Here is a 26,784-nt window from a genome sequence, read left to right as displayed (position 1 = left end):
CTGTACATATCTCCCTTTTATTTAATTTATCATTTCATCCACGTTGGTGCGTGAATGATAGCTTTTTATTCAAAAGCTCACTACAAAATTTCATACATAGATTAGTGCTAAAAATCAGTATGGATAATACAAAGATTTCATTAAAACTAGCAAAATGTTGAAGTTCTTTTATTTTGCTCGTTACAACTGAAGTGCGTGCCGTAACTAAAAAAATAACTGCACTAATTGTAACCATCGAATTGATAAAATAGTAACCAAACATTTCTACTAAAGTTGATATGGAATTTGGAACAATCACTCTCATGATGGTCTTGAACCAAGTGTCGCCCATTAACTCTCCCGTGATCTCCCAGGCTGGATTCATTTTGGAAAGAGAATTTTTTGCCATAAGATAAGGAGTTGTAAAAAAATGTACAATATTGCAAATAATGATGATGGCAAATGTTCCTTTTAAATCACTCCCATTAAAAAGAAGCAAATAGGATAGTCCGAGCACCATTCCTGGCACAGTATTCGTTGTCATAGAGAAAATATCAATGCTCATTTTCATTTTTTGACTCATCTGAGTACGAACACTAATAATAGCTGAACCATAAGAAATAAACGTTCCGAAGACTGCCGAAGTAATGGCTACGAATAATGAGTTTTCATATACATTGAGTAGGGTTGTAGAAAAAAGCGTGTCCTTAAAAAATCGAGTGGTAAATCCCATATCATAGGGAAAGTTATTTACAAATGGTGTAATAAACATAACTAGAAAAATGAGTATCATTCCTAGGATTATACTCAGAGATATACCAGCCAAACAACTATCACGCATCCTATTTTTAAAGAGTTCTGTTTGACTTACTTTATCATAATGAAAATTAAATCTTTCAAGGTAATTTAAGAATAAAACTCCAAATATTGCAGGTATTAACATAAGCATAGCAATGGCAGAACCACTATTAAAATTTGGAATCGTGCCTAACATCACTTGATAGAGTAGAGTTGCAACCACACTATAGGTCCCGCCCACAGAAGCGGGTATTCCAAAGTCAGTGAAACTTAATATGAACGATACTACAAATGCGCCTCCTAATGTACCAATGAGCGGACGAATAATTGTATTTGTAAAACTTCTTAAAGCGCCGTCCCCCATCAATGTTGAAACAATCATGAATTTCTTATCAATATATCCGAAAGAATTGTTAATCAACAAAAATGCTGAAGGTAAGGTATAAATCACATATCCGATTAGAAGTCCATTCATTCCATAAATAGACAACAATTCTCTGCCAAAAAGTTGAGTTAATAAACCTTGTTTTCCAAAAGAATAGATAATGGCAAAGCCATAGGTAATTGTAGGCAACAACATGGGAATTAGAATTCCAACTTTTATAAATCTTTTAACAGGCTTATATATGTTTGTACAATGTACGGCATAAGCCAGAATAAAAGCCAAAATAGTTGTGATCATGGCAGTAAGAGTTGAAATATAGATACTATTTTTGATGGCTACTAAAACATCCTTATCACCAATCACTGAAATATAATTGAAAAACCCTAGACCATTTCCACTTTTAAAAGAATTTATTAATAATGTCAGTAAAGGAGCAAAAAGAAAAATCATAAAAAAAAGTCCAACCGTAGTATAAATAAACTTTGTTTCTGATCCTTGTTTAAGCATGGCAACCTTCGAATAAATGATAAATGTTATCTCTTTTTATTCTGAGTTGTCCCAATATAAACTCTTCTACAAAGTTATTCTTCGGTTGATGAATCACTTGCTTTGGTGTACCAAATTGAGAAACTTGGCCTTTATCAATGATTAATACTTTGTCAGACATTGTTAAAGCTTCTTCCGGGTCATGGGTTACGATAATCGTGGTCAAATGATACTCTTTGGTAATGGCTTTAATTCGATCCTTAATCGTTTCTTTTATGACACCATCGAGAGCACTTAAGGGTTCATCTAAGAGGAGTATCTTAGGCTTTGTAGCTAAAGTCCGAGCGAGTGCTACCCGTTGCTTTTGCCCACCTGAAAGCTGATCAATTTTTTTCGATAAATGAGGTTCTAACTCCAAAAAATCAATTAGTCCATCAAGTTCTTCTTGACTCATTAAATCAGGCTTATTTTTCAACCCATAAATAATATTTTTATACGCATTAAGATTGGGAAAAAGGGCATAATCTTGAAAAACAATGTTAAATCCACGTTCTTTCATTGAAACCTTGCTGATATCTTTGCCATTAAAAATGATTGTTCCGCTATCCATTCGGGTTAAACCTAATATAATATTAAGCAATGTGGTTTTGCCACTTCCGCTAGGTCCGAGCATAGAAACAATCTCACCATTGGCAATTTCAAGATCAATTCCATCTAACACTACTTTTCCATCAAATTGTTTCCTGATTTTTTTTAATTCTAGCAAAACATTCACCCCCTATCATTTTTATAAAGAAAATATTGGCTTACACCAATCCTCACATCTTCACTATACACGCCTTACGGTATACTTATGTTAGGGCTTTGTTAAGATCTTGTTAAAACGACTTTATAAATGATCATTTCATTACCATATCTTTATATACTAAATACTATCTAATGACAATATTATTACAATATCATTTAAATAAAACTTGAATATTGTCATCTTCTGCGATACACTTTGTATATACTAACCGATTATATTTAATAAGGATGGTATTCATGTTACCAAGCGAAAGACAAAAAAAAATCTTAGACCAGTTGTTAGTCAAAGACGTTATTACAATTCCCGAATTAATGAGTGATTTTAAAATATCCATCGAGACGGTACGAAGAGACTTAACCATTTTAGAAAAACAAGGCAACATTCAAAAGGTATATGGAGGAGCCAAAATTAAGAATTCTACTTTTTCCGAACCTACTATGGAAAGACGAATGGTAAATAACCTATCCGAGAAAGAACTTATTGGAGAAAAATGCTGCGAATTTATTAATGATGGGGATTTTATTTTTATCGATAGCGGTTCCACAACATATCACATTGCCAAATATCTCACGAATAAAAAAAATCTCACAATCATTACAAACTCTATCCCCGTAGTCAACGAGTTGATGAGTACTGATTTTGAGATTATTATCATTGGAGGAAAGATCAGACATAATGAACGTTCAATCGTTACTTATGATTATATCTTCAACTTTTCTCAATTGAATATTCAAAAGAGCTTTATCTGCGCTGGAGGTATTACAGTAGAAAATGGCGTCTCCGATTTTAATATGCAAGAAGCAGTGACAAGAAAAACAATTATTGAACGATCAAAAGAAGTATTCGTTGCAGCAGATAGTAGTAAATTTGATCGAGATGTCACCATAAGTATTGTACCACTCAATAAAATCAACTATATTATTACCGACCCATATTTAAATAAAAATACTGCAAATCGTTTTAAAAAAACCACAACTAAACTCATCTTAGCTGAATAAAAAATCTCTTAAACCAAACTTTAAACAGCCCCCTTGTATTGGACTTTTCTAACATTCCAATTACAAGGGGGCTGTTTAAACAATTATTGTTCTTCTTTCTTTTGAGAAGAGATCAGCCAATCATGTCTGTCATGCCCCATCGTTTTAGCATCATGAATCAAAGCTTCAAGAGAGGTGAGGTTCCGCGTACTGCTCCCATAACTTGCAGCATTAAGAATCTCACCACTATCTGCACGATATACCCCTTGATTTAAGGTAATATAAAAACAATCCTTTTCATTTTTAATTTTATAAGCCTGAATCTCAGGAACCACTACCCATTTGCATCCTAAAGCAAGGGCTTTCTGAAATACATCTTTCCCTTCATCTGTAATACCTAAAACATATCCTGGTAACATTGACCGGTATTCATCTTCAAGAGCTTCTCTCATATAAAGAAACTCTTCTTGTAATTCCTCTGGCAAATTATTTTTTAATTGTGCTACATATACTCTTGGCACTTCAGCAGTCCCTACCGCTTCATTTGCTAATGAAAATTCTCCTGTCAGCACAGCCTGTTGCCTTTTCTGATAGTAGTTTTTAATCGCTAAATCTAAATATGATGTAATTTGATGTGAATCAGACATTTCTCCTTCTGGCGCTTTCCAACGGATTTCCTGACCAAACTGTTCATAGCCCCCTACCAACTTTTGCAATACTTGCGTAATAGGGTCGCCCTTCATTACAACACGAGTTACATTTAAAATGGGATCAAATCGTTGACGAAAAGCCTTATTTCCGACTGCAGGCGCACCAAAAGTAATCACTTCCACCTGTTCACTTCTGACCCCCATATCTAAAAGCCTTGCTCCTCCTAAAGTAACTCCAGCCCCACCTAAACTATGCCCTACAAGATAGACTTTTCTTTCCTTATTCTCTAATAATACGTCTAATAACGGCTTTTGAGCATTGCCTACTTCCTCATGCACTTGCGCTGCTAAACTTGCCTGAACATATTGATTAAACCCTTCATGTACCTTAGGAACACTATCAGGCATATCTTTGCGCTGGGCATTTGCTGTAAATTCTTCCGGCGTTTTTCCAGCAAAATAAACTTTCCCGACTCTTAAATCAGCCTTGATATCTTTTATATTTTCTGTACCGACTGCCGCAAGTAAATAGAAGGGTACCGTAGTCCCTGGCTGAATTTTCTTAGCCACTAAAAACCTTGCGTCTACCTGGCTACTTCTTCCCACATAAGATTCAATCTTCCAACCATCCTGTTCCAACGCATCACGAGCAATACTACCGACCCGATCACTATATACAGCTGTACAGGCCGCTGCTGCCAAGTATAGTTTATGGGCTTCTTCATATTCCTCCAACGCCCCAGCATTTCCTATCGCTGGTAGCATCAATAAAATAACAAGGACAATTATATGAATGTACCTTAAGACTTTACTCATTGTTTCATCCCCTGTCTGGAAAAATATTATCTTACTTCTAAGTTATAATCATATCTATATCTTACAAAATAACTTTCTATCTGACAATCTCTTCCCATTATTTAACGAAATTGAATGCCCTTTTGTAAACTGGCAAAAGGGCATTCAATTTCTTACATTTATATTTTCTTTTTTGTCCATCGCTCCACAGCTGCATAAAATTCATGTGCATTAATTGGCTTAGTCAAGTAATCATCCATTCCCGCTTCAATACATTTTTCTCTATCACCCTGTAATGCATAGGCAGTCATAGCAATAATCGGCGTGTGCGTCTCTCTCTGACGCTCTAATTGTCGTATTGCTCTCGTTGCTTTATATCCATCTAAGACAGGCATTTGGCAATCCATAATCACGATATCAAAATTTTCTTTCCGATATCTATCAAATGCTTCTGTTCCATTTTCACAAAGAATAACCTGCCAACCTTTTCGTCCTGATAATTGCTCTAGTACCATCTGGCTTACAGGATCATCTTCAGCTAGGAGAATTTTTAACTCATTTTTCACTTGACCCTCTATCATTTTCTTTACTGATGGCTCTGGGAAATCTTGTTTTACATGAATACTCTCCAAAACACATGTAAAGCAGAAGTTACTTCCTTCATCTTTTTTGCTATCCACCCAAATTTCTCCTGCCATCAATTCCACCAAATTTTTAGAGATGGCAAGTCCTAGTCCACTTCCGCCATATTTACGAATATTCGAGTTGTCAACTTGACTAAAACTTTTAAAAAGATCATCAATTTTATCATCAGGTATTCCAATTCCAGTATCTTTAACAGCAAATTCGAGTTTAACTTCGTTATTACTTCGCACTTCCACCATTCTGATTAAAATATCAATTCGTCCTTTATTTGTGAATTTAACAGCATTACCCATCAAATTCGAAAGGATTTGTCTTAGACGGAAAGGATCACCGATAAAATGATCAGGAACATCTTTTTGGATAGAAACTTCCATAATTAGTCCTTTTCCAATAGCCGACGACTTAAATAAACTAACTACATCACTGACCATCTTTGAAAAATTAAAAACTATCTTTTCTAATTTCATTTTTCCTATTTCTATTTTTGTATAATCAAGAATGTCATTAATGAGCTTTAAAAGTGCGTCAGAGGATGTCCTAACAATATTCATATATCCTCTCTGCTCTTGTGTCAGTTCGGTCATTTCCATAATTTGAATCATTCCAAGAAAACCATTCATCGGCGTTCTAATTTCATGTGACATATTGGCAAGGAATTGACTTTTTGCAGTATTTGCCGCATTTGCAAAAGCTGTTTCCTCTTTTGACTTAATGACTTCTTCTTGTTTCCTTATTTCCTCTGTTACATCTCTAAATACAAGTATAACTCCGGTTATATCACCATTTTCATCTTTTATGGGTGCTGCACTATCTGCGATATGCCTTTCCGTGCCATCTTTAGCAATTAAAATAGTATGATTAGCCAATCCAATTATTTTCCCCGTATGAATTACTTTTTCCACCGGATCTTCACATCTATCTCTTGTAATTGCACTGATTAGATGAACAACCTCTCCAAAGTACTTTCCACTTGCCTCGTCTTGGGACCAACCTAAAAGTGCTTGCGCTACTTCATTTACAATTTCAATTTTACCTTTATTATCAGTAGAAATAACACCATCACCAACTGATAACAACGTTATTTTCAAACGTTCTTTCTCTTTGAATAAGGACTCTTCAACTAATTTTCGCTCTGAGATTTCTGCCATCAACATGGCATTTATTTTCTCTGACTGTATTTGTAATTTTTTGATTTGAAGATAATTTTTCACACGAGCCAGTACTTCTTTAGGCTGGAAAGGCTTGCTAATATAATCAACGCCTCCCAGATCAAAACTTTTAACTTTAGCCTCAACATCATCGAGTGCACTAATAAATATAATTGGAATTTCACAACTATGTTTTTCTTTTTTTAGACGACGACAAACTTCATATCCATCAATATCAGGCATTTTTATATCGAGTAAAATTAGATCTGGTGCCTTAGCCGCTACTGAAAGCAATGCTAGATCGCCTCCATTGGCAGGTCTAACTTTATAACCCTCCGAAGAAAGGATATCTATCAATAATTTTAAATTAGCTGGATTATCATCTACAACCATTATCTCAGCAGAATAAATGTCTTCATTTTGAAAGTCGATCATATTTTTCTCCTTTCTATTGTATTTTTTTACTTTTTGACAACGAAAATAATTGTGTATAGTCCATACTCTCAGCAAGTTTTTTCAATGAAATTCCAAGATTATTGTCAATTTTACTCATTTTCCCTATTGTTTCTAAGATTTTTTCTCTATCCAATGCAAGTACGGAATTTTGAAATTCCATGAGCAGCTGTTCAGGCATTTTTTCTAATTGCTCATTATCAATCCTAGCCGTTGTTATAGAATTAGATTCTTCATCATGCATCGTCTTATATACATATTCCAAATTAAGTTTTTTTGCCATGACCTCAAAAATTTCACTCTCTCGATAAGGTTTTCCTACAAAAGCATCACAGCCAGCATTGAGTATTTCGGCCACTTCTCCCGTAAGTACATGTGCAGAAAGTGCCACGATTTTTGTGTCCATCCCACTTTTAGTCTCTCTAATCAGTTTGGTTGCTTCTAGTCCATCCATTACAGGCATACGTATATCCATCCATATTAAGTCAGGATGCCATTCATTGAAAATTTCAACTGCTTCTTTTCCATTAACGGCTTCTCGCACTTCAAAGCCAACGCTCGAAAGAAGTTTCACTAGTAGACATCGATTTTCTTCCATATCTTCTGCAATAAGTATCCGAGGAATCTGAAATCCTTTTTTAATACCAATCACACATTTTGCGGTATGACTTTCATGATTACTTTCTTCTTTTCCTAGATCAATCTCAATAGTAAAGTGGAATATACTTCCTTTATCAATACAACTTGTTGCTGAAATCTCTCCTCCCATAAGTTTAATATAATCCTGACTTATGGCAAGTCCTAATCCAGTACCAGTTTTGCTTTTCTTTCCACTTTCAGTCTGTACAAAATATTTAAATAATTTAGTTATCTCCGTTTCTGAGATACCAACTCCTGTATCTTCAACCACCACCGAAATACAAGATTGACCTGATGCTTTTTTAAAAAAAGACAAGGAAAGAGTTACACTTCCTCGATGGGTGAATTTTACAGCATTTCCAATAAGATTAATCAAAATAATGCGTAGTTTTTTTTCATCCCCATATAAATATTTTGGCATATCAGTAAGTCCAGCTATCTTAAATACTATATTCTTCTCATTAACTTGAGCCTGAAACATTTTTTGAAGTTCTTGAATTAACATATGGAAATTAAAATCAGATGCCTCAAGTGCAATACCCTTGGACTCAATTTTCGCTATGATCAAAATATCATTTATGAGTGACAATAAGTGTTCTCCACTGCGATTTATAGTCTTTAAGAATTCTTTATGTTCAGCAGATAGACATTCATCTCTGCGCATCATTTGTGAATATCCTAAAATTGCATTCAGCGGAGTGCGAAGTTCATGGCTCATATTTGCTAAAAATATACTTTTTGCTTGATTGGCTATCTGCGCTTCTTCTTGCGCCTTTTTCGCACGAAGGTTTGCTCGTCGCATCGCCTCTGCAACAAATGAGATCATCGTACAAGTCAGAAAAAACACGGCCATTCCCAACCAATCAGCAGGTTCTTTAATAAAAGGATGAGTTGTAAGTAAAGGCCATAAGAAAATAAGTATGAAACACGATAAACTAGCAGCGATCATTCCGACTGCGACTCCACCATAGATTGCGGCAAGCATTACCGCTGGATAAAATGTTAACCATGCAAGACGATTTTCAAGAAGACCTAATGGCCATACTCGAAGGGTAGTGGCAATACCGATAAGTATAAAAGCAAGCATCAAACGTTTCCATGTTATCGGAGTGATTTGATACCATTCCACTCATAACGCCTCCATTTTTATTCACTTTTTAATATATTCTTCCATACAGTTACACAAACTCCTTTAATTTTTATTTATTTGTTATTTGTTTATTTTTTTGCTTAATAGGAATCCTTCTTAACAAAAAAATCTCTTAAATAAAGTATGAATAAACATAAATACACTTATTAAATTATCTTTAAACCTATGATTTTTTGAAATTATATTTTTTTATTGAATGTATACACCTATCTAACTTAAGAAATTAATTCTCTTTTTTGTTTTAAAGTGAATATATTACCACTATAGATATTTTAGATGGAGTGATTCACATGGGATACTATATTAGAGTCGAAACAAACGTACGTATTTATGTGGAAGATATTAACCCAGGAAGCTGTAAGACAATTTTATTTATACATGGTTGGCCTGCAAATCATAAAATGTTTGAATATCAATTTGACCAACTACCTAAAATGGGATATCGGTGCGTAGGAATTGATCTTAGAGGATTTGGTAATTCTGATAAACCTTGGAAAGGTTATGACTACGATCGATCGGCAGATGATATTCGATGTGTGGTTGAGGAGCTCGATTTACAAGATTTTGTACTTGGAGGCCATTCCACTGGAGGAGCGATTGCGATTCGATACATGGCCCGCCATAATGGATATGGGGTATCAAAACTTGCCCTTTTTGCAGCTGCAGCTCCTAGTCTAATTCAACGCCCTTATTTCCCTCACGGTTTAAAGAAAGAAGACGTAGAGAAAATCATTCAAGAAACATACCGTGATCGTCCTAAAATGTTGCAGGGATTTGGAGACATGTTTTTCTTTCAACATGTTACAGAACCCTTTTCAGATTGGTTTTTCCAATTAGGGCTGCAAGCAGCGGGTTGGTCTACAGCAGCAGTTGCAAAGTCTTGGCTAAATGAAGAAAGATTATTTTCTGATCTTAAAAAGATATGCGTTCCTACATTAATTCTCCATGGAATCCATGATAAAGTCTGCCTCTTCCCACTGGCGATTGCACAAAATGAAGAAATTAGAAATTCTAAGCTCGTACCATTTAAATACAGCGGTCATGGATTGTTTTATGATCAGCGCGATAAATTCAACAGGGAATTGGTACAATTTATTGAGCAATAATTTTTTACACTCCCCTCTGACAAAATAAATCGCCTAAACTCAAAGGGGCTGTTGACAAAAGGGTAGTCGAGAAAGATCTCGGCTACCCTTTTGTCAACAGCCCCTCAAAGTTCAGGCGATTCTAAACACATCGATTTTTCTCCACGCTACTGACAATTTTGCACTTATTGCTGCAAAGCAACATCAATAAAGCTCATTATTCGTCGCTGATATTCAACTTTATGATTAAATATTGCCATAGCATGAGCATCACCAGAGGAAATATACTTTTCCTTATACCCTTTAGTCGCGGTATATAACTGCTCATTCATGTAGACTGGTACTAATACATCAGCATCACCATGAAGATAGAGAATAGGAGTCGTTACATGGCGTACTGATCGAACAGGTGAAACATCCTCGTAGCGAAACCCTGATTGCCACTTGGCCATGATGCTTGAATAACGTAAAAGTAGTTTTATCCAAAGAGGATCATGTAGAGAAACTGCAGCATCAATTTGTTGAGTTAGTAATTCTTCTAAATCGCTGTAACTGCTATCAGCAACATAAAAATTGACACGATGGCTCATTTCATTCATTTCTGCGTGCATTAAAGCAGTCGCTGCTCCCATTGATACACCATGTACCCCGATCTTCCCCTTAGGATGATACTGCTCAACCCAATCAATCCATTGGTCTAGATCATACTTTTCATAGAATCCCCATGACACTGAGTTTCCCCCACTTTCACCACTAGCTCGCGAATCATAGATTAATACGTTATATCCTGCTTTTATATATAATGGAGCATACCATAACCCCATCAGACGGCTTCCAGTAATACCATGTACAAAGATAACCGTGTTATTCGAAGGTGTTGGATTCGGTAAGTATGTGCCTTGCAGGGTATACCCTAAACGTGAGTTAATGCTGACATTTTTCCAGCCTTTTGTTTTAATCCCGTCTTCCAAAGTGACCTGCAATGCTTGAAATCGTTTGGAGTCAAGTCGGGTATTCCATACACAGAATTCTTGGTAAAATAGATTACCAATCACTAGGCCAATTCCATTGATGATTGCAAAAAAAACGAACAGAATTGATAATGTCACTAAAAAAAATCGCAACCAAACCTTTCGCTTAAGCGCTTGCATTTCAGCGTCTTCAAACATAAAAAAAGTGTCCTCCAGTATAACGTAAGGGTCGTATTATTATTCACCAAAATAGCAGTCAGTATTATCATATGTTAATACTACTTCATCGAATAATTCAAAAGTATATTTTTTCAGCAAGCAATTTCGACTTCCTGTAACTGAGAAACTTACCGAAAATAGTCCTCTGATGACTAACGATAATTGCTAGAATTACACATTTAGCCTAGTCTGACTTATATTTTATATTATAAACTAATTATAACATAAAATATAAGTCAATTTCGGGCCCTTAAACCCCCTCCCCTTACTACCGTCCATTACTTTATCCTGAATACTTGAGCCTTTATCGACTAAAGCTAGTTTAACTCGTCCGTTGTCACTATGTGTATAAATCATAACAACTCCACTTTACTCTTATATATTATCTGAGAGTATTTTGTTCTCGTTGTATTATTTAAAAGATTCTTTTTTGAGCAACCCCAAAGCAATATTTTCTTGCGGAATACGAATACCTAAGATGAGTACAGCATTAAAAAAAGTAGCAAGAATTGCTGTTATGACAGAACCAAAAATCAACGGTACGCTGATAAGCTCAATAGCGACTGCTAAATAATTAGGGTGGCGTAAAAAACGATAAGGCCCCTTAGAGATAGCTGCCCGATGGGGGATGACTAAAATACGTGTATTCCATAACCGCCCAAGACTCCTCATACACCAGTAACGCAACCCTTGAGCGATTATAAATAAACATAACCATAAATACCAAAACTGACTTAGCACACCACCACGCAAGATGGATTCCCCTACCCAGCCGACTAACCATCCAATATGTAACAGAAAAAATAAGGGATAATGCCAGGCACCAAATTCTTGTGCACCTGCCGTCAATGCCCATATGCGGTTACTTTTAGCTATGTATAACTCCGATATACGCTGACTAACAATCAATATGACCATAACTACAATCCACCAGTTTACCATTGAAATAGCACTTGCTCAGCGCTGAACCCCGGTCCTAGTGCAAGCATTACACCAAAATTACCTGTAGGAGGTGTTTCTGCCATAAACTTCTCTAATACAAACAACACAGTTGTGCTTGACATATTACCATAATCAGCTAAGATGTCATATGCATATGTTAGCTGATCCTTAGCTAGACCAAGGCTTTCACTATAGGCCTTAAGTACTTTGGCACCGCCAGGATGGACAATATAATGCACGATATCTTCTTGGTTAATGCCCCATTTAGTACAGGCGCCATTCAATAATTGGGGCAAATTTCGCCGAAGGATGCTAGGAATATCCCGAGAAAATCGCACTTTAAATCCAGTCTCAGCCAAATCCCACCCCATCACATCTGCTGAATCTGGAAATAGTGTACTATAATTACCTAGCACAGCCGGACCATCACCATCTACGGTTATTACTGCAGCGGCGGCTCCATCTGCAAAAATACTTGTACCAACTAGATTAGATTTCGAGTAATCGTTCTGTTGGAAAGTCAGACTGCATAGTTCAACCGTTACTAACAATACAGCTTTTTCCTGCAAACTATGGCTAAGCTCAGCAGCTCGTGCTAAGCCTGATACACCACCACCACATCCAAGTCCCCAAATAGGCAATCGTACACTATGGGGCGATAGGCCCAGTCTTTGAATCAATTTAGCATCTAAGGTTGGTGTAACAATACCCGTTGATGAAACAAAAATAACCATGCCAATATCCTCTGGTTGCACACTTGCCTTCATCATTGCCTCTAGTGCTGCCTTTTCGGATAATTCAAGAGCCACCCGCTCAAATATTTTATTTGCTTCGGCGAAAGAGTGAGCAGTAGCATACCAATCCAATGGTTGAGAAAGATGCCTAACATGAATACAACTACTCTCGAATACTGGAAGCAAACGATCAAGATGATCAATGTGTGACTCAAATAAAGCGGTAACAAATTTCTTTATCTCCCTTTGTTCTAAAGCGTAGGTCGGTACTGCTCTGCCTACAGCTTTTATTTTAGGTATTTTCATAAAAAATAATCACCACCATTTCTTTTTCTACTAATAAACTATTTTGGATCATAAGAAAAAATACATCTTTTATCTTACAATTGAAAAAACCTCCCCGATTGGAGAGGTTTGACTTTTTATAGCGTAAGATCAGCAAACAGTTGATTGCTGATCTTCCCGATGACTACCAGCATAACGAATACTCGCAAAATTAGCTAGGTCTTTCTCTACTGATACTAAGTCGGTACGATCCAATTCAGTAATGGCATTTTTTCCTACAGCTTGTACCGCCAATTGCATTTCAATGACGCAGGAAGCAAGAAATTTGGCCAAATGCCCCGCGGCTAAATCAACATCCAGTTTATCTGCTAACTGACCAGTATAAAGTGCCAACTGGGACGGTGGTGCCTGGGGTAAAGTTTTATTGATTTGGGTATGCATCGCAGCCAACAGAGCAATAGTCCCGATATAAATCCCATCAGCTCCTAAAGCCATAGCCTTTAAGAAATGTCCTGGTGTTGTTAACCCGCCAGTAATAATAACGCTAAATCGATCACGCAAATTATTTTTAACTAACCAGTCGATTGTCCTAACCAATGTATGAAATGTAGGTAATCCCACATTATCTTGCAAGGTTGGATTCGCTACTGCTGTCCCGCCCTCAGAACCATCAACTACAATATAGTCAGCATTTGTTTGAGCAATCACTGCCAATTCATATTCAATATAATCAGTACCCGCTATTTTTACTCCCACTGGTACGTCATATTGATCTTTCATGTCATTGATCATTTTAATATAATCTTGAGTGGAACTTTTTCCTGGCATACGAGCGTATACTGTAGCATCTTCCCCATCCTCTAAATGCCATGCTTTACGCAGATGCTCACCGATCTGATCAGCCTTCATGGGTCCATCAACAGCACCGCCCCACGCACCTTGCCCTAACTGAATTTCGATAGCATCCAAACGACTTAATTGTTCTTTTCCTGATAATTGACCACCACGATGATATTGGCCAATTAAAAAATTAGCCGCATCGCGTTCTTCATTCGTAACAGCTGACTCTCCCGTATTTGTTGAAGTGCCAGCAATGGTTGCTCCTTTTGCTAGGGCTATTTTCATTGGCAAGCTTAAAGACCCGCCATATGACATCCCTGTTATCATAATTGGTATTTGTAATTTTAATGGTTTTTTTGCATTAGGCCCAATCACAATCTTAGTATCAATTTGAGTATGATCCGAAGCTGGCAATTGGAATAATTGTTTAGGATTTAGTAAAATTTTATCCCATGGTGATAATACAACTGGACTGCCCATAGGTCTGCTCAATTCCATGCCTTTCTCTGCACGCATGGCAGCTTCCATCATAGCACGCGGCGACAATTTTTCTGCTACCGTTACCATAAGAAAAGGATTGTCGGGATAATCCTCTGTGAGCATTTTGACCATTGCTTCATCAATTGTAGGATCCATCAATTTCATCATCATCCAGCTCAATAACATTCTAGCACCTCCATAATACCAAGCCTTCTTAAGAAATTCAGACCATCATGTACTTTTTATTCATCTAAAATCAAAGCATATACATACCTTGAACCATGTACTCCGATGGTTAGAACCATCTCAATATCGGTCGTTCGGCTAGGTCCGCTAATAAACGTGGTTGTAGTCGGCAAATTGGTTCCATAGCGTTCTTTGAGTATCTTCATTACTGAAGCAAGTCCATCCACCAATTGAGCGGTTGTGAAAATCGCAATCAAAGTAAGTGGTAAAACGCATAAGGATGCAGGTTGTCCAGGAGATGCAGTAGGCAATACAATGGTACCTGTTTCTGCCATGGCAATATCTGCCCAAACGATTCCAGCATCCATAGCAGCCGCTTTGCCAATCCAGTCACTATATTTTTTCTCTAAGGGCCATCGTGATAAGGTCGTCTTAGTATCTGAGAATATTTCTTCCAGCTTTAGATTTTCAAGTTCAGGATGATCCCAGCGCATGGCCTTTTGCAGTTGTCTCTCTTGAATAATTTGCTTGAGTGCTTGACCTAGTTCATTACGATCCTTAATACTAAAGGTTTTCCCGCCCAACTTCACCCATTCTTGAATAAACCGCTCCCGCAACTCTTTTCGTTCATCAAGGGTTATTTCACGCTGGGTAAACAAACCGTTCATTGGATTTTGAACCCTCTTGGCCTTTCCGCCAGGCGGGATTTTCATATTACTCTTAAGACCCGAAAAGAATGCATTACGATCACCAGTTAATACTCCTAGCCCCATCTTGATTACTCCTTTCTATCCTCATGCAGCTCAGGCCAAATTTCGTGGAAAAATTTATCAGGAAGTGCAGGCATATCGCGATGTTTCAGCCAATCAGAAATAGGTGGTGGTCCATAGGCGATTTTCCCTGCTTTCACGAGAGGAAACTGAAAACGCCGCGCCATGCGTACAGAGAAACGATAGCGGCTCACACTTGCGAAAGTAGCACTCCAGCCTTTATAGGCTATATTCTCGGCAATTTCGCCTTTGTTCTCAAGTTCCACCTTGTCGTTCCGTAATGAATACAGCATATCATGTAACGGAATTTTGACTGGGCAGGCAAAAGTACATGCACCGCATAGTGTAGTAGCATAAGCCAATTCACCGAATTTATCAATTCCTTGATAAAGGGGAGATAAAACGGCCCCAATTGGCCCTGGATACACCCAGCCATAAGCATGCCCACCGATATTACGATAAACTGGACATGCATTTAGGCAGGAACCGCACCGAATACAGTTAAGAACTTTTTCGTATTTTGTTCCTAGCAACTTAGAACGACCATTATCCACTATGACTAGATGAAATTCCTGCGGCCCATCAAGTTCATTTTCATCCCGTATGCCAGTCGATAGTGTATTATATACTGTTAGCTTTTGCCCCGTAGCGCTACGTGCTAATAAAGAAAGCATAACCGCAAGATCATCGATACTCGGTAAAATTCGCTCCATTCCCATGATTGTAACAAGTGTTGGCGCCAAAGCAGATATAATACGAGCATTTCCCTCGTTTGTACATAGAGTAATCGCACCTGAATCGGCTATTGCAAAATTACAACCGGTAATTCCGATATCGATTCCTAGGAATTTTTCTCGTAAATGTTCTCTAGCAAATCCACATAAATCTGCGATTTCTGTAGAAAGTTTCTCTTTACTCACTGCATTAAAGAGATCGGCTACTTGGAACCTATTTTTATGCATCGCGGGTGCTATAATATGTGACGGTGTTTCACCTGCTAGCTGAATGATATATTCACCCAGATCTGATTCGATAACCTCACAGCCCAGTTTTTCTAAAGCTGGATTGAGGTGAATTTCCTCAGATACCATTGATTTAGATTTAATAATCGATTTAGCATTTTTCTTTTGTGCTAAGTTTGCAATATACTGAACAGCTTCCTCGCCAGTCTTAGCAAGACATACATGTCCACCTTTTTTTAATACATTATCAATGAGCTGCTCAAGGTATTGATCTAAATGCTGAATGACATGAAGACGAATCCCTTCTGCTCGATCACGAAATGCCATCCAGCGTTCTTCTCCAACGGCTTCAATTGATGCAGCTCGCTGCCCCCTTAATCGTCCTGTACCATTTTTTACAGCTTTAATCATGGCCGGGTCACTCAATGCTTTATGATATCGTTTTTGAAAGCTAGGTTCAAAATGCATTCTTTCCACCCCCTTGATCTAAAACCTGGGCCAGATGCATAACTTTAATCCGAGAACCGCGGCGACTCAAACGACCACTTATATTCATAAGACAAGTTAAATCAGACCCAGCTAACACCTCCGCACCAGTGGCAATAATGTGATCTACTTTTTCATCTACAATCTCGGCTGAAATATCCTTCATTTTCATTGAGAAAGTTCCACCAAAGCCGCAGCAATCAAAAGCAAAAGGTAATTCTATAAAATCAATCCCTTTGACATTTCTGAGCAGTACCTTTGGTTGTTCCTCCACCCCTAGCAAACGAGTCATATGACAGCTAGAATGATAAGTCACTTTCTTAGCAAAAGCAGCTCCAACGTTTTCAACACCAAGAACATCAACAATAAACTGGGAAAATTCATAGGTTTTAGCTACAAATTCTTCTGCTCTCTTCTTCCATTTAGGGTCATTGTCAAATAGTGTCGGATAGCCATGATGTATCATAGCGGCACAAGACCCTGATGGCATAACAACCCTTTCGCTTTTCTCGAAAACTTCAATCACCTTTTTTGCGACTATAGCAGCTTCCTTATAATATCCACTAGAGAACGCTGGCTGACCACAACAGGTTTGTCCTTCTGGAAAGTCAAGGTCTACTCCGTTTCGTTCTAAAACCCGAACTACACTTTTTCCAACATCCGCATACATTAGATCAGCAATGCATGTTATAAATAACGATGCCTTCAAATTACTCCCCCCAATTATGTAACTTTCGATTACTCTATAAAGAAATACAGGGACAAATATATCGTCTTACTAAGAGATCATTCAATTATTCATATGTTTTGCATACTACTAGTAATTAATACTTAAAAAATAAAAAAAGAATTGCCTCAAAAAAATTTGAGGCAATTCTTTTTTTATTTTAGCATTGTTTTTCTTTATCTTGTTTTTTCTTGCAATCATTATTACTAATTTCTTTTGCAAATTCAACGTTCTTAACTTGTTTCTTATTTTCTTGCTTTTTGCATTCTTGTTCTTTCATGTTTATCACCTCCAACATTATTATTGCCATATCTTCAATTAAAATTATAGGAAAAATACACCGTAATTTTACATGACTTTACCAAATGCACATAAAACTATGGCGGTATAGGCCGCCATAGTTTTACATACTTTATTTATCTTTTCTGAGAAGAAAAACTAGTTCAGCACCCTATGGCTATTATCATTTTCTTTGTTAGCAATGCGCCAGGCGACAGTTCCTAACAAGATTCCAAACACGATTGCCGTCAAATCGACGCCGACCGTCATCCAATCACTACGTGGGATGGCCCTTAGCAGACCGACATTTGTCGTCAAACTATTTATGATTGGTAGCCCAATGCAAAGCCCAGCTGCGATTGCCAGTTGTTCGATCCAAGCCCGCAGTGGTGAACGCCAAAAAGCATGGATAAGCATCAACAGCCATACACAAAAAAATACGGTGATTTCACTATCTGCCCGTTCCCGCATAGAGATGGGTAAAAGCCGATTGGCCCACAAATAGCTAGTGCAGGCAATCATAGCACCAGTGATCGCTGTCGTATTCAAGGCTTCGATAGCACGATAAGTATGTTGGAGCATCTTACTACTCTTGGCATAACGACTACGTCGCTTGACTGTAAAAAATACCAGTCCGGCGGCGATCATAACGCAACCGATCAAACCAGATAGAAAATACAACCAGGAAATCATATAGCCACCAAACCTAGCAACATGTAATCCAGCTAAATAGCGAACGGTATAGACAGAAGGGTTCCACTCCTTATGGATGCCGATCAGTTCACCCGTAACCCCGTTAAAAGAAACTCGGTCACCTACGGCTGCAATCCGATCGTCGATATTGCGTATAAAGGTTATTACGGCTTGCTGGTCTCCTGGATTTTTAACTAGAACATAAGCAATCTTACCCTTACCAAATTCTTTTTCCGCCAAGGGCAGCAATTGCTCTAAAGGTAGTAACGTGGCGGGGACATTCCCACGTTTCTGGTCAGAAATGAGTCCGACTTCGCTCCATAATTTAGCCTTATTCTCATATAGTAAGTGTGTTGCAACGGGCATCACTTCCATGAAGGTCAGCACCAAACCAGTATAGGTAATAAGCAGTACGAAAGGTAGCGTGAGTACACCAGTCATAAGATGAGCATGAAGCCATGTCCGGCGCCAGCGCAAAAGAAAAAATTCTTTAAATACCTGCTTACGAATGATGATCCCAGAGACTACTGCCGCCAATAATACAAGAGATGCAGCACTGACTAGCCATAAACCAGCCTTACCACGATGTAGTTCAGAGTGAAAGTCCGTAAAGAAATGGCCGCCTTCTGTTTGACGTTCTTTGATTATCTCTCCCGTCAGAGGATCTAAATGCCTTTCTAATGTTGCCTTACCTTTCTTCCAACTAATATCGAGTACGGGATAACGTGTCTGTGGCAGACGAATTGTCCAATTATCGCTTTGGGGGGCAACTTGGCGAAGTTTTTTGTTCGCTTCAGCCAGAGCTTGCTCAGGCATAACTTGAACAGCCCTAAATTCCGGTTTCATCCAATGGGTCAATTCAGGCTGGAATACCGCCAGCGTACCTGTCAAAAAGATAACAAACAGTAACCAGCCAAAAATCAATCCCCCCCAAGTATGTAGTTCACTCATCGACTGAGTAACAGTTTTATTTATTGTTGATTTTATCACTATCTATACTCCTTTAACGTCCCCAGACTACAACCATAGCCAAGAGACTACAAAACGCTGTCGCTCCTAGCATGTCTCGCCAGGCTCTTTGAGCAGTGGGGGCAGCAAAAGCCCACAGTATCCCACCTAGCCAAACTAAACTCGGAAACAATGCGCTAAAAAATACTACATCAACTCGAGGCCAAGGTAATAATATTGCTAAAGCTGCTAGAGTACTATAGGTTAAGCCATAACCGCCAAGCACAGCGGCTAAAATGCGCAAGATGACTTGTCCCGTTTTGTTGGTGCTAGCTGAAAATTCCTTCAGCTGGCGAATTGAATTAAGAATAGTTATATTTATAATCAACACCTGCCTTATAAACTCATCGTTGCAGATAGTTTAAAAGTACGAGGGTTGCCCAGCGTAACATAACCAGAAGTATTAAAAGAACCTGCCCAATAGTTTTTATTAAGTACATTTTCCACACTGGCATTGAAAGTAACCGGTGTTTTTCCCATAGTCGTTTTATAGCTTGCACCGAGATCATACCGTACCCAGCTTGGAATTTTGAGTGTATTCGTATTATTGATATATTGTGAGCTAGTGTATACTGCCCGAACAGAAAGGGCTAAGTTGGGGTTCCAAGGAGTATCCCATTCCAAACCTAAATTTGTCTGCCATTTAGGGATACCTGCAGGTGTATTCCCTTCATTGACTCCTTTAGTTTGACGAGTTAATTCACCTTGGGTATAAGCAATCCCCCCCAAGAGACGTAGGTTTTTTGCAACTTTGCCAAAAGTACTCCATTCAATACCACGGTTTTCTTGTTCACCATCAGATGTTACATTATATAAAGTGCTAGTTAGATAAACATTAGTTTCACTTGGTTTTGTGATTTTATAAAAGGAAAGGGTATTAGCAAAATCGCCACCATCCCATTTAACACCAACTTCCTTTTGTTTACTTTTATATGGTGGTAAGATCTCACCACCATTATTTACATTCACACCCGTTGCAACGACTTTGCCAGCACTCAATCCTTCAATGTAATTGGCATAAAGAGCAACGGAATTGTCCCACGGTTTGACAACAAGGCCAAGCATTGGTGTGTTCGCACTTGCATCATATTCACTGGTTTGAGCACCAGTGGTAACATTAAAACTTCTAGTATTCACATTTTGCCGGCGCATACCTAAGGTTAATTGAACTTTTTCTTTATTGAAAGAAAGGGTATCGGCGATAAAAAGGCTGGAGAGCTCTTTATCATTGCTTTTATTTGGTCTCGCTGGTGTTGGCGCTAACACGTTAAAAACAATCGGATTATAAATATTTGTTTTACCTGATACTTGCGTATAAACACTGGAGTTTTCAGAAGTTAGATAGCTTGAACCTAAAACAATTTGATGTTCAATCGAACCTGTTTGGTACTTACCACGTAAACCCAGTTCAGCTGAAGCAGAATCTGTCCACCAGTATTGATTATTTCGATTGACGGTAGCTGTACCGTCTGCTAGGATGCTGTTGGCGTGATTGCCCGAAAGATAACCTGTCGTAGTGCTGGAAAGCTTACCAATACTAGCGTAGGCAGTCAGCTTGTCATTCACATCATATTCACTTTTAAACAAGATCGCATTGTTCCGCGCTGAACCATATGTCCCTTTAAGTAAATTAGTAGAACCATCAGGAGCAGAGATAACGCCCTTGCCTAGGTCATACATAGAAACCGATCCATTATCAAAATTTTCTTGGGAGCCATAAGCATCCAAGGACAAACGCCACCTATCATGACGATAATCCATGCCCATAGCGCCTAATAGTCTTTCTTTCGACTGACCATCGGTTTCCGTACCTCCATCTTTATAAACACCATTGAATCGAATGCCAAATTCTTTATTTTTACCATAACGACGGCCAATATCAAGATGTCCACCGAATTGAGACCCTGAGGAATAGTCGGTAGTAAAGGTGGTGACGTCTATTTCGCCAGCCCGTTTCGGCACAAGATTAACGGTACCACCAACCGCTCCATTCACACTTCCGTTTAAAAAAGAGCCAGGACCTTTAAGTACTTCTACTCTTTCCAGAAATTCTACCGGTACATGGTTAAGTGGTGCCAGACCTTGCATTCCGTTAAAATTAAGTTCTTCAGCAAGTAAACCAAACCCGCGAATCGTAAAATTTTCCTGAATATGTCCGCTAGAAGTGGTAAAACGGATTGATGGATCATTGATCAGTACATCATGCAGTGTACTTGCCTGTTGGTCCTCAATAGCCTGTGCCGTATAACTGGTGATATTAAATGGTGTATCCATGAAATCCTTATTGCCCAGTACACCTAGATTAGCCCCGCGGGCCACTTGACCACCAGCATAAGCAGGCGGTAACTCCTTAGGCTTTTTACGCTCACGATCAGCTGTAACTTTTATCTCTTCGAGAGCAAATTCACGCTTCCCATCCTTATTTTTGTCTGCTGCCTGTTCCTCTGTGACTTGCTCTTTTACCGTGCCTGTTTCCGTAACATCCTCTGCCGCGTATGTAATCATTGGTATATGCCATAGTAAGCTGCTACCAAGCAAGGCGTAGAGCATATTTTTTTTGGTACGAGACATTTTTTTCTTCATAAGATTCGACTCCTTTGTTATTTTTACTTAAGGTGTCCCCATGATCTAACCATAAAGGCAGCGCCTTGCACCTTAGCTGAGAAAATAAGGATGAAAGAAAGATAAATACCATTTCCACTGTTTTTTCCATAAGGAATGCGACTTTAAATAAACCAACATGAAAATGATTATCAATATCAATTTAATAATTCTTATATAGAATACCAAGCAGACCAACTGAAGTAAATGGACATATTTCGATACCCTCATAGATTTTTTTCTAATAGCTACACAGGATATTTACGAGTTACTCAAAAAAATATTGAGTAACATTTTAAATAGAAGGGTTAAGTCAGAGAATTGATTGACAAGCATGTACTGTAGAGTTATAATACTTCATTATAACTCTAGCAATGATAATGATAATCATTGCTTTTAGATTTCAAAATATGCTCACCTAGAAAATGATTGAAATAATTTATGTTAGAATATTACAAAAAAACAGACTCATTTTCCCAGTCAATTGCTACTATCGAGTAAGGAGGTTTATTAAAATGAAGGTGGATATCAATGAGTTAGCAGGATATTTTTCTACTATAAATATTAACCTAATCAACATGGTCAGATCAGTCGTACCACCGGGCGGAAAGTGCTTTGGCGTCTTTACTCCACCATACTCCAGTTTCATTTTCCCGCTGCATGGAAGGGCTAGAATGTTTTTTGATGGTATTCCTTATATAATGGATCCTGGAAAGATCTTTCACAGTGGTCCAAATATGACTCTCGATAAAGAAGTTTTAGGACGGTTTGAGTGGGATTTCATGGTCATACATTATCGGGTTGACGGTGATGAAAAGGATGGATTATCCTATGGATCATCTCATTACCAACTTGATCCCGGACAGAACACACGCATCAATGATATGCTGCATCGCCTCTACCATATGTGTAACACACCGGGCAACCTCGCTACATTACGAGCAAAATCACTGTTTTTCAGTCTTTTGGATGAAATTTTCACCTGTGCGAATCATCAACGCAACGACAATAACCGAGACCTGATAGAGCAATCTATCGAATACATAAAGATTCATTACATGCAACCTCTCACCATACCAGAATTAGCTGAGCAACATGGCTTGAACTCTAAGCAGTTCGCTTATTTATTTCAAAAATACATGGGCATAGGACCAAATGAATATTTAATCGATCGCCGGATGCGACACGCTAAGGAATTACTCTGTGCCACAACTTCCTCTGTAGCAGAAATTTCTGCTTGTGTAGGCTACTCTGACCCTTATTATTTCAGTAAATTATTTAAGAAACGTACAGGTTTCTGTCCTAGCGCACTACAACGCTCTTTTTAAAGAGTCAAGCTGAACGGGTATCAGAAAGTCTTCTTTTTTAACCTAGATAGAAAAGCTGGACCAATAGATTTTTCAATCGATTGGTCCAGCCTGTCTATCTAGGTTTTATATATGTACAGAAATCAGCTGACTCTCTTCAAAGTCCTCATCCTAAGGTGAACGTTTTGATTACTTCTTTTCTACGGTTATACCAGTCATGAATGACCAATTCCAATTCGTTGACTCTAAATCGTCCTATTTCTGCGACATTATATTTCTGAACTATGTCTAAAAGCTGACTTCTATTTTTGAGTGGTGACTTAAATCTGATCCCGGTAAAATGAGCCGAAGTACGCTGATAACGTTGCTCTACGTCAATATTTTCTTCTCTTGATAATTCACGTATCTTGTTTCGTATTTGATTTAATCCTTGTCGATAATAACCTTTTCCCAAAACGGCGGCATCACTTACAATCAATCCTTTAAACTCTATATCAAACTTGATTATACTAGATAAAGCATTTTCAATGAGTTCAATCATTTTATTATTTTGAGCATCATCCTTCTCAAATTCACTATTCCCACTTATAACTTCAAGGACTGTAATATGCAAATCTGAGTCCGGATAAAAATAAAGATCTGGTTCGATTTTTTTTATTTGCTTGATAATATCTTTATATAGATCATTAGTCGCCCCTTGTATATTGATTTGCAAAGTCAACCCAAATCTCTTATCTTCACCCATATTATTCAAGAATTGATCGATCACTTCTTGCTTATTTCGAATAGCCCCTTCCCCTTTGAAATGAATTCTATTATAAAGCCCATCTAATTCTTCCGTAAGTTTATCCATCTCTTAACTACCATTTCCTTTCAGAATATCCTGGCTAATCAAGACATCAATTTCTTTCTCATAGATCATCAATCCAAATTCCGAAGCCATTTCCTTAGAGAAAGCGGTAAATCATCACCATAAATTACGAAAATTTTACTGTTCGTTGTTCCTGATGGCTTGTCATTGCATGCTCAATCACCCGAATTGTATTACGGGCATCTTCCGCCAAAACTGGAGCCCCTATGCCCAGTTCAATCGATTGTACCAATTTTTTATAAAACTCTTCATATTGGCCTGGCAAAGTCTCTACCGTACCGCGAATTATGATTCCACCAATTTCTGTAGTCAAACGTCCATAATTTTCCTGATGATCTTCTCCCCATCCTAGATCACCTGGCAAAATTCCTTGTTTAAGCTGATCTTCTTGACAGTCTAACCCTGACTTAATAAAACTCCCTTTATCTCCATGCAACATAAACTTCAATCCCGCATCCCTCACAAGGGATCCTGAGTGCAAAATGACTTTGAATCGGTCATAACTTAATAAGATATGAAAATAATCAGTTGCCTCGGCTCCTTCTCGTTCTACCCGCAAGTCGGCCCATACTGCTTGCGGCAGTCCAAATAAGGTTAATGCTTGATCAATTAAATGTGATCCTAGATCATACAACATTCCTGATCCAGGAAGATCTTTCTCGCGCCATCGATCCTGTACAATAGGCCGAAACCGGTCATAATGTGCCTCATATGTAGCAAGTGTACCTAATACATTGGCAGCGAGCAGTTCACGAACGGTTAAAAAATCATTATCCCACCGGCGATTTTGAAAAACAGTCAGTATAACCTCTTTTTTTTGTGCAAGGATGATTAATTCATCCGCCTCTGCCGACGTCACAGTAAAAGGTTTTTCCACAACCACATGTTTTCCAGCTTTTATTGCCCTTTTAGCATACTCATAGTGAGTTGTATTCGGACTTGTGATGACGACAACGTCAATTTCTTTTTGTAATAATAAGGTATCTACATCAAGCACAATCTCTACATTCGGATAATCCTTTTTGACTTTTGCAGCAGCGGAACTTGTAACGATTGTTTTCAAGTTCAATCCCTCAACGGCCGAAATAAGTGGAGCATGAAATACCGATCCTGAAAGACCAAAACCAATTAAACCAACCTGAATTGTCATATGTCTTTTCCTCCTGTAATAATGATTTCAATATTATTTTTTAGTATGATTTATGATTTTTGGGTAGTTCTTAAACAACTACCAGGATTTCATATTGATATGATATTCCATACTATTATGCCGATTCCTCTATAATTCTGTATATATCCCTTATTTCTGCTAACACTAGATTTATACTTCTAAGAATACCAATATCAAAACCTTTTATTTGTTAAAAATAGCGATAAACGAGGTGGTTATTTGATTGGTCGGTTTGTACCTAAAAGAGTCTTTTTTGAACAACAGGCTTTGGAATATCCTCTAGGAAAAGATTTATATGAACGTTTCCAAAAAATGAATATACCTATTCAGTTTACTGGCTCACATAATCGAATAACTGGTATTCCAGGGAAAACTCCTCAGGAAGCCTTTCGTGAGGCTAAAAGCACTTTAGTGGTTGGCATTAGAAAGAGCAAGGATTTTTCGAGTTGCAAACCGTCAGCTCATTATCAATTGCCCTTGACAACAAGCTGTCCTAGTATGTGCGAATATTGTTATTTGGCGACGACTCTGGGCAAAAAGCCCTATCTGAGAGTCTATGTAAATATCGACGATTTATTAAATCAGGCTTCTCGTTATATACAACAACGAGCACCGGAAATAACTTTATTCGAGGGAGCCGCTACCTCTGACCCTATTCCAACAGAATATCTTACAGGACTATTGCATAAAACAATTGAATTTTTTGGGGCTCAACCTTTGGGACAATTTCGTTTTGTGACTAAGCACGATAAGGTAGATTCTTTACTAACTGCTGTCCACAACGGACATACCAGATTTCGTTTCAGTATAAATGCTGCCACTATCATTGAGAAATATGAACATGCTACACCATCTATGACAGAAAGAGTGATTGCGGCTTGTAAAGTAGCACGTGCAGGTTATCCTCTGGGATTTATCATTGCCCCTATTTTTTATTATGATAATTGGGAGCAAGATTATCATAATTTATTAGAAACGTTAGATGAACAATTACCTCAAGAAGCTCGAAGGGATTTGACCTTTGAGTTGATATCTCATCGGTTTACTAAACGCGCTAAAAGTAACATTCTTGATTTATTTCCTGAGACTACATTGCCATTAGAGGAAGAGCAACGGAAATATAAGTACGGACAATTTGGCTATGGTAAATATATTTATCAAGAACAAGAAATGAATGACATGAAGAAATATATGAAAATAGAACTTACCAGATTTTTTCCTCAGGCTAAAGTAGAATATTTTGTCTAACTACAG

General features: G+C 37.9%; 21 protein-coding genes. 4 read left to right on the top strand and 17 right to left on the bottom strand.

Annotation, left to right across the window (positions count from 1 at the left end; all coding sequences use genetic code 11):
- Nucleotides 1-34: 34 nt before the first annotated feature.
- Both ACAN52_RS18800 and ACAN52_RS18795 read right to left on the bottom strand, forming a co-directional pair.
- Nucleotides 35-1,669: an ABC transporter permease subunit gene (locus ACAN52_RS18800; protein WP_378956504.1), complete on the bottom strand. Its 1,635-nt coding sequence runs from the start codon at nt 1,667-1,669 to the stop codon at nt 35-37.
- A complete protein-coding gene (locus ACAN52_RS18795; protein ID WP_378956503.1) occupies nt 1,662-2,414 on the bottom strand; it encodes an ABC transporter ATP-binding protein in 753 nt (250 codons plus the stop codon). The genes ACAN52_RS18800 and ACAN52_RS18795 overlap by 8 nt, the downstream gene beginning before the upstream one ends.
- A 278-nt stretch (nt 2,415-2,692) precedes the next feature.
- On the opposite strand from ACAN52_RS18795, the gene ACAN52_RS18790 reads away from it, so the two are divergent.
- Nucleotides 2,693-3,454, top strand: a complete 762-nt coding sequence (locus tag ACAN52_RS18790; protein ID WP_378956502.1) for a DeoR/GlpR family DNA-binding transcription regulator — start codon at nt 2,693-2,695, stop codon at nt 3,452-3,454.
- Between the two features lie 83 nt (nt 3,455-3,537).
- On the opposite strand, the gene ACAN52_RS18785 is transcribed toward ACAN52_RS18790, so the two are convergent.
- The 3 genes from ACAN52_RS18785 to ACAN52_RS18775 all read right to left on the bottom strand — a co-directional run bounded on the left by ACAN52_RS18785 (nt 3,538) and on the right by ACAN52_RS18775 (nt 8,892).
- Nucleotides 3,538-4,899 carry a lipase family protein gene (locus ACAN52_RS18785; protein WP_378956501.1) on the bottom strand — a complete coding sequence of 454 codons (1,362 nt, stop codon included), beginning with the start codon at nt 4,897-4,899 and terminating at the stop codon, nt 3,538-3,540.
- A 158-nt stretch (nt 4,900-5,057) separates the two neighbouring features.
- Nucleotides 5,058-7,064 carry a response regulator gene (locus ACAN52_RS18780; protein ID WP_378956500.1) on the bottom strand — a complete coding sequence of 669 codons (2,007 nt, stop codon included), beginning with the start codon at nt 7,062-7,064 and terminating at the stop codon, nt 5,058-5,060.
- A gap of 55 nt (nt 7,065-7,119) precedes the next feature.
- Entirely contained in the window at nt 7,120-8,892 is a 1,773-nt protein-coding gene (locus tag ACAN52_RS18775; RefSeq protein WP_378956499.1) for a response regulator, read from the bottom strand.
- Nucleotides 8,893-9,203: 311 nt separating this feature from the next.
- On the opposite strand from ACAN52_RS18775, the gene ACAN52_RS18770 reads away from it, so the two are divergent.
- Nucleotides 9,204-10,019, top strand: coding sequence for an alpha/beta fold hydrolase (locus ACAN52_RS18770; protein WP_378956498.1), 816 nt, complete (start codon nt 9,204-9,206; stop codon nt 10,017-10,019).
- A 164-nt stretch (nt 10,020-10,183) separates the two neighbouring features.
- Here the strand turns inward: ACAN52_RS18770 and ACAN52_RS18765 are convergent, their stop codons facing one another.
- The 10 genes from ACAN52_RS18765 to ACAN52_RS18720 form a co-directional block, all read right to left on the bottom strand.
- Nucleotides 10,184-11,167, bottom strand: coding sequence for an alpha/beta hydrolase (locus tag ACAN52_RS18765; protein ID WP_378956497.1), 984 nt, complete (start codon nt 11,165-11,167; stop codon nt 10,184-10,186).
- Nucleotides 11,168-11,599: 432 nt separating this feature from the next.
- Nucleotides 11,600-12,106 (bottom strand): isoprenylcysteine carboxyl methyltransferase family protein, encoded by a 507-nt coding sequence (locus tag ACAN52_RS18760; RefSeq protein ID WP_378956496.1) that lies wholly within the window; start codon nt 12,104-12,106, stop codon nt 11,600-11,602.
- Between the two features lie 17 nt (nt 12,107-12,123).
- The gene (locus ACAN52_RS18755; protein ID WP_378956495.1) at nt 12,124-13,170 is read right to left on the bottom strand and encodes a type III polyketide synthase; all 1,047 of its coding nucleotides are present in this window, start codon (nt 13,168-13,170) and stop codon (nt 12,124-12,126) included.
- Nucleotides 13,171-13,299: 129 nt separating this feature from the next.
- Nucleotides 13,300-14,655, bottom strand: coding sequence for an FMN-binding glutamate synthase family protein (locus ACAN52_RS18750; protein WP_378956494.1), 1,356 nt, complete (start codon nt 14,653-14,655; stop codon nt 13,300-13,302).
- Between the two features lie 56 nt (nt 14,656-14,711).
- A complete protein-coding gene (locus ACAN52_RS18745) occupies nt 14,712-15,428 on the bottom strand; it encodes a lactate utilization protein C (RefSeq protein ID WP_378956493.1) in 717 nt (238 codons plus the stop codon).
- 5 nt (nt 15,429-15,433) lie between these two features.
- Nucleotides 15,434-16,855 carry a LutB/LldF family L-lactate oxidation iron-sulfur protein gene (locus ACAN52_RS18740; protein WP_378956492.1) on the bottom strand — a complete coding sequence of 474 codons (1,422 nt, stop codon included), beginning with the start codon at nt 16,853-16,855 and terminating at the stop codon, nt 15,434-15,436.
- Nucleotides 16,845-17,582, bottom strand: coding sequence for a (Fe-S)-binding protein (locus tag ACAN52_RS18735; protein ID WP_378956491.1), 738 nt, complete (start codon nt 17,580-17,582; stop codon nt 16,845-16,847). The genes ACAN52_RS18740 and ACAN52_RS18735 overlap by 11 nt, the downstream gene beginning before the upstream one ends.
- A gap of 456 nt (nt 17,583-18,038) precedes the next feature.
- Nucleotides 18,039-19,562, bottom strand: coding sequence for a PepSY-associated TM helix domain-containing protein (locus ACAN52_RS18730; RefSeq protein ID WP_378956489.1), 1,524 nt, complete (start codon nt 19,560-19,562; stop codon nt 18,039-18,041).
- Nucleotides 19,563-19,575: 13 nt separating this feature from the next.
- Entirely contained in the window at nt 19,576-19,911 is a 336-nt protein-coding gene (locus ACAN52_RS18725) for a hypothetical protein (protein WP_378956488.1), read from the bottom strand.
- Between the two features lie 5 nt (nt 19,912-19,916).
- Entirely contained in the window at nt 19,917-22,163 is a 2,247-nt protein-coding gene (locus ACAN52_RS18720) for a TonB-dependent receptor (protein WP_378956487.1), read from the bottom strand.
- Between the two features lie 533 nt (nt 22,164-22,696).
- Between ACAN52_RS18720 and ACAN52_RS18715 the strand changes: the two genes are divergently transcribed.
- Nucleotides 22,697-23,509, top strand: coding sequence for a helix-turn-helix domain-containing protein (locus ACAN52_RS18715; RefSeq protein ID WP_378956486.1), 813 nt, complete (start codon nt 22,697-22,699; stop codon nt 23,507-23,509).
- Nucleotides 23,510-23,654: 145 nt separating this feature from the next.
- Here the strand turns inward: ACAN52_RS18715 and ACAN52_RS18710 are convergent, their stop codons facing one another.
- Together ACAN52_RS18710 and ACAN52_RS18705 are read right to left on the bottom strand one after the other, a co-directional pair.
- Nucleotides 23,655-24,341: a 2'-5' RNA ligase family protein gene (locus tag ACAN52_RS18710; protein WP_378956485.1), complete on the bottom strand. Its 687-nt coding sequence runs from the start codon at nt 24,339-24,341 to the stop codon at nt 23,655-23,657.
- 124 nt (nt 24,342-24,465) lie between these two features.
- Entirely contained in the window at nt 24,466-25,509 is a 1,044-nt protein-coding gene (locus tag ACAN52_RS18705; protein ID WP_378956484.1) for an oxidoreductase, read from the bottom strand.
- A 240-nt stretch (nt 25,510-25,749) separates the two neighbouring features.
- On the opposite strand from ACAN52_RS18705, the gene splB reads away from it, so the two are divergent.
- On the top strand, nt 25,750-26,778 hold the full coding sequence (gene splB, locus ACAN52_RS18700) for a spore photoproduct lyase (RefSeq protein ID WP_378956483.1): 1,029 nt from the start codon (nt 25,750-25,752) through the stop codon (nt 26,776-26,778).
- Nucleotides 26,779-26,784: the final 6 nt, after the last annotated feature.

It is taken from the genome of Pelosinus sp. sgz500959 (assembly GCF_042610375.1).
In the GTDB taxonomy this organism is placed as follows: Bacteria; Bacillota; Negativicutes; order DSM-13327; family DSM-13327; genus CTSoil-075.
The sequence above is the reverse complement of the archived record's forward strand: the minus strand, read 5'-3'. Positions and strand labels throughout refer to the sequence as shown.

What these genes read in the sequence shown, in the direction of transcription:
- ACAN52_RS18710 (WP_378956485.1), bottom strand. Translation starts at nt 24,341, where the DNA reads ATGGATAAACTTACGGAAGAATTAGATGGGCTTTATAATAGAATTCAT.
- ACAN52_RS18770 (WP_378956498.1), top strand. Translation starts at nt 9,204, where the DNA reads ATGGGATACTATATTAGAGTCGAAACAAACGTACGTATTTATGTGGAA.
- ACAN52_RS18760 (WP_378956496.1), bottom strand. Translation starts at nt 12,106, where the DNA reads ATGGTCATATTGATTGTTAGTCAGCGTATATCGGAGTTATACATAGCT.
- ACAN52_RS18740 (WP_378956492.1), bottom strand. Translation starts at nt 16,855, where the DNA reads ATGCATTTTGAACCTAGCTTTCAAAAACGATATCATAAAGCATTGAGT.
- ACAN52_RS18785 (WP_378956501.1), bottom strand. Translation starts at nt 4,899, where the DNA reads ATGAGTAAAGTCTTAAGGTACATTCATATAATTGTCCTTGTTATTTTA.
- ACAN52_RS18780 (WP_378956500.1), bottom strand. Translation starts at nt 7,064, where the DNA reads ATGGTTGTAGATGATAATCCAGCTAATTTAAAATTATTGATAGATATC.
- ACAN52_RS18705 (WP_378956484.1), bottom strand. Translation starts at nt 25,509, where the DNA reads ATGACAATTCAGGTTGGTTTAATTGGTTTTGGTCTTTCAGGATCGGTA.
- ACAN52_RS18720 (WP_378956487.1), bottom strand. Translation starts at nt 22,163, where the DNA reads ATGAAGAAAAAAATGTCTCGTACCAAAAAAAATATGCTCTACGCCTTG.
- ACAN52_RS18790 (WP_378956502.1), top strand. Translation starts at nt 2,693, where the DNA reads ATGTTACCAAGCGAAAGACAAAAAAAAATCTTAGACCAGTTGTTAGTC.
- ACAN52_RS18755 (WP_378956495.1), bottom strand. Translation starts at nt 13,170, where the DNA reads ATGAAAATACCTAAAATAAAAGCTGTAGGCAGAGCAGTACCGACCTAC.
- ACAN52_RS18750 (WP_378956494.1), bottom strand. Translation starts at nt 14,655, where the DNA reads ATGTTATTGAGCTGGATGATGATGAAATTGATGGATCCTACAATTGAT.
- ACAN52_RS18765 (WP_378956497.1), bottom strand. Translation starts at nt 11,167, where the DNA reads ATGTTTGAAGACGCTGAAATGCAAGCGCTTAAGCGAAAGGTTTGGTTG.
- ACAN52_RS18745 (WP_378956493.1), bottom strand. Translation starts at nt 15,428, where the DNA reads ATGGGGCTAGGAGTATTAACTGGTGATCGTAATGCATTCTTTTCGGGT.
- ACAN52_RS18715 (WP_378956486.1), top strand. Translation starts at nt 22,697, where the DNA reads ATGAAGGTGGATATCAATGAGTTAGCAGGATATTTTTCTACTATAAAT.
- ACAN52_RS18800 (WP_378956504.1), bottom strand. Translation starts at nt 1,669, where the DNA reads ATGCTTAAACAAGGATCAGAAACAAAGTTTATTTATACTACGGTTGGA.